Genomic DNA, 6,540 nt, shown 5'->3' on the forward strand with positions numbered 1-6,540 from the left:
TAGGCGCTTGTAAAAAAGGGAGTCGCCGTAAGGGCGAAACCATAAGCCGCCGTTACCGAAGAAACGGATATGTACACCCGTAAAAATCCACACCGCCTGACAGGCCGCCTTCGCGGGCAAGCCCGCTCCCACAGGGATCCAGGTTGTCCACAACCTGTGTAAACGACACAGATCCAATGCAGGAGCGCAGCTCAGGCAGACACCACCTCAACCACCGGCATTTGCCAGCGCTGATTGACCACCTGCTGCCCAGGCCCATACAGGCGCAAGACCAGAGTGAACGCCCCACTCGCCGGCGTCGGCAACCAGTTGCTCTGCTCAGCCGGCGTGGCGTTCTGCAGGATCAACGTCAACCCACCGTCCGCGTCCATCTGCATATGATCCCGGCTACTCAGGCAGTAACGATTGATCGGGTTGGCCACCAGTTGCCGGTCCGGCAAGTCATACAAGGTCAGTGACCAGAACTCGCTGGCCGGCGGCAATTGTCCCGGTGCGAAACGCAGGCGATAGCTTCGCCCGCCCTGCAAGGGTTGCCCCTGATTATCCACACGAGTGCCGGTGTAGAAGGCCTCCTCCACACTGTTGCCGTAAATGCCGACATTCGCCGCGACAGCGCGGTTGAGGTAATTGCCGTCCAGCGCTTCGCGAGTGCCGAACAGGCCGAGGGTGGTACGCACCTGGCTCACCGCGGCTTGCAGTTGCGCCTGGGCGTCCTGAATCCCGGCGAGCAGTGCCTTGCGCGTGGCTGGTGGCAACGTCGCCGGGTCGAAGCCCTGGCCGGGCACGATGCCGATCCGAGCAAAGCGTGCACGCAAGGCTTGCTCGGACGGTTGCGTCGGACACAGGCTGAGGATCTGGTTCAACACCGGGATAAACTCAAGCCCCAACCCGGTCTTGCTGTCCCAGGGTTGCCAGTCAATGACTGGCGCAGCCACGGGCGGTGCACTGCCGATGTATTCATGCAACGAACGCAAGCCGTATTGCTGCTGCAAGGCACGCACCGCCGGCAGGTCCCCGGCGTTTTTCAGGCCCGTTCTGCCAAGCACCATGACGATTTCGGTTTCGCTGCGCAGCACGGCCGTGACGCCGTCCGGTATCTGTCCTTGCCAGCCGGGTCCGGCGATCAGGTAGTTTCCCGCCTCGCGCCCGGTGCTGAGCACGCCGACATAGGCAAAGTTGTGGGTGTACTGGTCGACCAGTTGAAGCACGTAATAGCGGTCGTCAGGCACGGTCGGCACACTCAACACTTGCGGCTCGCTGCGCAGGTCGAGCCAGGCCCAGGAGTACGGCGTGTCGTTGTTCGGCGTGACGATTTCGCGGTTGTTCGGGGTGTACAACTCGCTGTAATGGCGAAAGCGATTGAAGCCGCCGACGTACTCCGGCGCAGACGCGTTGAGCGCCTGTTTTTCCATGGTCTGGTAATGCATGAGCATGGGGTACGCGTAAATCCACGCCTCTTTGGCAATCTGCCGAAGGTCTTCGGAATCAGCGGCCAGCAACCAGCGTGGAAACATCAGGCTGCCTCCCAATACCCCCATGCTGCCCAACACCCGGCGGCGACTGAACATCAGGTTCATGATTCGATCCTCGCGATCGTCGGCAACTGATAACTCCCGTCCAGTGCCCCGCCCTTGGGCAGGTACAGGCGCAACAGCAGGTTGAACGGACCTTGCGGCGTCGGCAGCCAGTTGCCCTGCGGCGCATCCTTGGGCGCATCGGCTTGCAGGGTCAGGGTCAAGCCGCCGTCGGCATCGTATTGTAGACCAGGGCTGCGGTCGCCCAGGGCATAACGCTGGATCGGGTTGGCGGCGAGCAGTTGGGTTTTGCCGTCATACAAGGTCAGCGACCAGAACGCATTCACCGGCGGCAATTGCCCGGCGGGGAAATGCAGGCGATAGGCGTGCTGGCCACTGAGCATCTGCCCCTGGGCATCGTGCAGTGCCATCGGGTACAGCGCTTCCACCGCATCGTTGGCGTAGATGTAGCGCCACGCGACCGCGGCACGGGTCAGGTCGTCGTCGCCGAACTTGCCGACGTTGGACGGCGACGGCAACCAGCCCTGCTGTTCCACCGACAGTTGGCTGGACGCTGCGCGCACTTGCTCGCGACCGGCTTCGGCGCCCTGGGCGACGGCTTCGTGCAAATCCGCCGGTGCCTGGAAGGTAGCGCCCGGCTTCACACCGATGGTGGCGAAACGGGCCAGTTTTTCCTGCTCGCTGGCGCTCCACTGGTGCAGCGGCGCCAAGGCGTTGAAGGTGCTGAACAGCGCCTGTGCCGGCCCCTGTTTGGTGTCCGTATACGCTGGAAGCTGCAGCGCTGCCAAGGGTTCAGGCGCCGCGCCGCCGCTCACGGTGGACAGTGGCTGCAAGGCGTAGCCCTTGAGCACTTGAGCGGCGTCTTTCTGATCGGCTTCGCCCTTGACCTCGGTGCGCCCCAACAGGAACACCAGGCGGCTCGGCGAGCGAATCACACCGCTGAAACCTGATGGCATTTCACCCTTCCAGTCCGGCCCGGCGATCAGGTAGCGCCCCGCTTTATCACCTGTGGCGCGGGTGCCGATGTAGTCGAGGTTGTCGGTGCGCATGTCGACCAGTTGAAAGCTGTAGTAGCGCCCCTGCACGGCCGGCACGTCCAGCACCATCGGTTCGCTGCGCAAATCAAGCAGGGCTCGGGAATAGAAGGTGTCGTTGTTCGGCGACACCACTTTGTTGTCCTGCGGGCCGAGCAAGCGCGGTTCGCTGTAGAGCCGGTTGAACGGCAGCCTGGCAGCGATGGCGCTGAGCACTTTGTCGTGCTCGACGGTGGCGTAGGCGAACACGTAGGCCTCCTGGGCCAGTGCCTTCGCCTGGGGTTGATCGAGGGTTGCAGCGTGAACGGTACCCAGGCTTGCGCCCAGGGCAAGAGCGGATATCCAGTAGCGCACGGTAGATCTCCTTTGTGGAATCAACGATTCACCGCAAGTCCCTGTGGGAGCGGGCTTGCTCGCGAAGAGGGAGTGTCAGCTAACATAGATGTTGACTGACACACCGCTTTCGCGAGCAAGCCCGCTCCCACAAGGGGTTTGCGGTGGTTTGGCGAATGGTTACTTGGCCCAGCGCCGCAGGTCCGACGGGGTGTAGTCGTCGGTCTTGGCGGCGAAGCCCACGCGCATCGGTTCGGTCTCTTCGTTGGCCAGGCCGCCGGCGTAGTAGCGTCCGGAGATCAGGTCGTAGGAGGTTTCCAGCACGTTGTAGGTGAAGCCGTGGTCGTATTGCTGAATCGCATGCAGTTCACCGCTGCGCCACAGTTCACCGCGGCTGTCGTACTGGTCCGACTGGGCGATCTGCCAGCTGTCCTCGTCCACATAGAAGCGGCGCTTGGCGTAGATATGCCGGGCACCCGGCTTGAGGGTCGCCTCCACCACCCACACCCGATGCTTCTCGTAGCGGGCCAGGTCCTGGTTGACGTGGTTGGGCTTGATCACGGCGTCGTACTTGAGGTCGCGACTGCCGATCCTGTAGCTGTTGTAAGGGATGAACAGCTCTTGCTTGCCCACCAGTTTCCAGTCGAAACGGTCCGGCGCGCCGTTGTAGCCATCGACGTTGTCGGCGGTGATCAGGCCATTGCTGTAACGGGCGCTGTTGTCGTAGGCGATCATCGGCGCACGGCGCACGCGACGTTGCCCCGGCAGGTATTGCCAGGCCGAACGCGGCTCGGCGACCTGGTCGATCGGCTCATGCACCAGCACCGCTTCGCCGGACAGACGCGCCGGCTCCAGGACCCGGCTCTTGAACATGAACAGCACGTTGGAGCCCGCCTCCAGGCCACTGACGGTGTCGGCGAAGTTGATCAGCGACTGGTTGCGCACGTAGCTGGTAGCGCCGTTTTCACGCACCAGTGCGGCGCTGCTGATGCGCTCGTAACTGCCGCCGCGATAACGGGTCATGTGGTTCCACATCACCTCCAGGCCTTCGGTGGGCAGCGGAAACGGAATGCCCCTGGCGTAATCATGCAGGCCGTTGCCACCATCGGCCATGCTGGTCTTGGCCACGTTGTCGCGGCTTGCCGCCAGCACATCCTTGGGCAGGTTGGCGCTGCGATGGGTCGGGTAGATGTTCATCTTGTAGGTGTCGGGAAAACGCTTGAACAACGCGATTTGCCCAGGGCTGAGAAACTTCTCGTACTGCGCCACATTCTTCGCCGTGACAGTGAACAAGGGCTTCTCAGCCGCATAAGGGTCGCTGTAGCCGCCCTTGCTGTCGACGGTGCCGGCGTTGCTCGCCAGGCCACCGGTCCAGGCCGGAATGCTGCCGTCGGCATTGGCTGCCATTTCCGAGCCCATGGGGGTCAGGGTCTTGCCCAGGGCCGCCGAATCGGTGCCTTTGGCCTGAGCCAGGCCGACGGTGCAGGCCAGGGCCAGCACGCACAATTGCATACGCATAACGGTTCTCCTTAGAAGTCTGCCTTGAAGCTGACGGATGCGAAATCGCGGTCGTCGAGGGTGCTGTAGTCGTTGGAACCGAAGAAGGCGTTGTAGGCCAGTTCCACGCTGTAATCGTTCATGTAGACGCCGGTCAGGCTCACGCCCAGCGCTTGCTGGCCTTCCTGGAACGGCCCTTGCGGATCGTAGGAATAACCCTCGACGTCATGCCGCCAGTTGACGGCCGGAATCAGGTTGATGCCCGGCAACACATCGCTGTATTCGAGGCTGGCGCGCAGGCGATACCCCCACGACCACTCGGTGGCAAAGCCTTTGTCGGTGCAGTACTGGTTGGTGACGCCGGAGGCCACGGTGTTGCACGGTGTGCCGTTGCGCGGAGCACTGCGGCCGAACGCGGCGTTACGACCCAGGCGCTCGTCGCCCAGATCGTCGATGTGCACGACCCCGGCTTCACCGAACAGGCTCAGGCGCGTGGCGCCCAGCACGTTGTCGATGGCCTGGGTGGCCGAACCGGTCATCTGCCAGACACCCTTGCGTTCCCACGCATCGAACTGACTGCCATTGGTGGTGCTGAAGCCGTCCGGCAATTGCACCCAGGAGCTGCCCCCCGGCCCGGAAATCACGGCGACGTTGACGTCGGGTGCGTTGATAGCCAGTGGCATGTTCGGCCGGTAGCTCAGCTCACCGGCCAGGGAAATCCCGGTGACCGGTTCGACGCCGTTGAGGCTGATGCCGTACAGGTGAATGTTTTCCGGGAAGGCCGCCGCATAACTCGGCGCCTGGGTACCACCGGGAAAGGTGCCGGGCAAGGAAGTGTTCCTGGCGTTGAGGGTGAAATACGGCAACCGCGAGTGATAGTTGATGTAGTAGATCGCGGCTTCGGCATCGTTCAGCGCCGGGATCATCTGGCGCAGGGCGAAGCCGAACTGACCGTAATCGGACGGCGACTCATTGCCCCGGGAGGTGGCGTACAAACCCGCGGCCTGCATCTGATCATCGGTCTGCACCTGGCTCAGGTACAGCGGCCCGCACCCCGGCTGAATCACGTCGCTGCTGGCGAAGAACGTGCCGCAACCGTCGAGGACACTGGGCCGCCAGTTGTACTGATAGAAACCTTCGAGGTTGGTGGTGTCGGTCAGGCCGAAGCTGAAGGACACCATCTCCACCGGCAACTGGCCTTCCTTGATTTCCACGCCGGGACGGTTGAACGCCGAGATGTCCAGCGGGTTGATCACGTTGATGCCGTTCTGGATCAACAGCGCCTCGCCCCAGGACAACACCTGGTTACCGACCTTCACGTTCAGCGGATGGTCGGCCACCTGGAAGTCTTTCCAGACGTAGGCGTCGAGGACCTGGAAGCCCTTGAACTTCGACAGGTCATCCCAGCCCGAATCGTCGAAATCCTTGAAACGGCCATTGCCGGTTTCATAGGCGTGGTCGTACCAGTATTTGAAGCGCAGGAACGCACCCTGGCCCTGGCCATCGAGACTGAAATCGGTGAGGCCCTTGAACAGCTGCGAGATGGGATCCCCCTTCTCGAAGTTCAGCCGGTTGTCATCGGCGCTGACGCTGCTGCCATTGGCATTCACGCCCTGGGCCTGCAAGGCATTGGCGCGGGTCATCAGGCTTTTGTCGGGGTTTTGCGTCGACCAACTGCTGCCCAGGCTCAGGCTGGTCCTGGTCGACAGGCTCCAGTCTTCGTTGAGGTCAAAGGTGGTGGCGCAGGCCGGCCCCGTGAGTACGGCAAGAATCGCCAATGCAAGAGGTTGCGGGCGGGTATGGCCAAGCCGGTGAAGTCGTTGGCGGACTCCGGCTGTGGCCGAGCATTTTTTTATCATTATTGGGCTCCGGTCAGGTTTGCTCAGCCCGGACACGGTGCCCAACTATCGACCGCGACACGCAAGCGATGGCCGACAAAAAATAATCATCGGGGGGATCTGCGGGGCGGGTGGTATGCCGGCCTGGTTCTGATGCGTTTCCCTGTAGGAGCTGCCGCAGGCTGCGATCTTTTGATTTTGATTTTTGACAATGTCGAAGGGACGCAAGATCAAGATCAAAAGATCGCAGCCTGCGGCAGCTCCTACAGGGGGCGTGTGTTTAGCCGAAAGAGATTGGTCGGC

General features: G+C 62.3%; 4 protein-coding genes. All 4 read right to left on the minus strand.

Going from position 1 to position 6,540, the window contains the following annotated elements:
- Positions 1-191: 191 nt before the first annotated feature.
- A complete protein-coding gene (locus AC07YV_RS29545; protein ID WP_102702797.1) occupies positions 192-1,577 on the minus strand; it encodes a DUF1254 domain-containing protein in 1,386 nt (461 codons plus the stop codon).
- Entirely contained in the window at positions 1,574-2,923 is a 1,350-nt protein-coding gene (locus AC07YV_RS29550) for a DUF1254 domain-containing protein (protein ID WP_102702796.1), read from the minus strand. The genes AC07YV_RS29545 and AC07YV_RS29550 overlap by 4 nt, the downstream gene beginning before the upstream one ends.
- A 159-nt stretch (positions 2,924-3,082) precedes the next feature.
- Complete coding sequence (locus AC07YV_RS29555) at positions 3,083-4,420, minus strand: DUF1329 domain-containing protein (protein ID WP_102702795.1); 1,338 nt, start codon at positions 4,418-4,420, stop codon at positions 3,083-3,085.
- A gap of 11 nt (positions 4,421-4,431) precedes the next feature.
- A complete protein-coding gene (locus AC07YV_RS29560) occupies positions 4,432-6,258 on the minus strand; it encodes a DUF1302 domain-containing protein (RefSeq protein WP_102702794.1) in 1,827 nt (608 codons plus the stop codon).
- Positions 6,259-6,540 lie beyond the last annotated feature (282 nt).

Source organism: Pseudomonas sp. GW456-E7 (genome assembly GCF_059424105.1).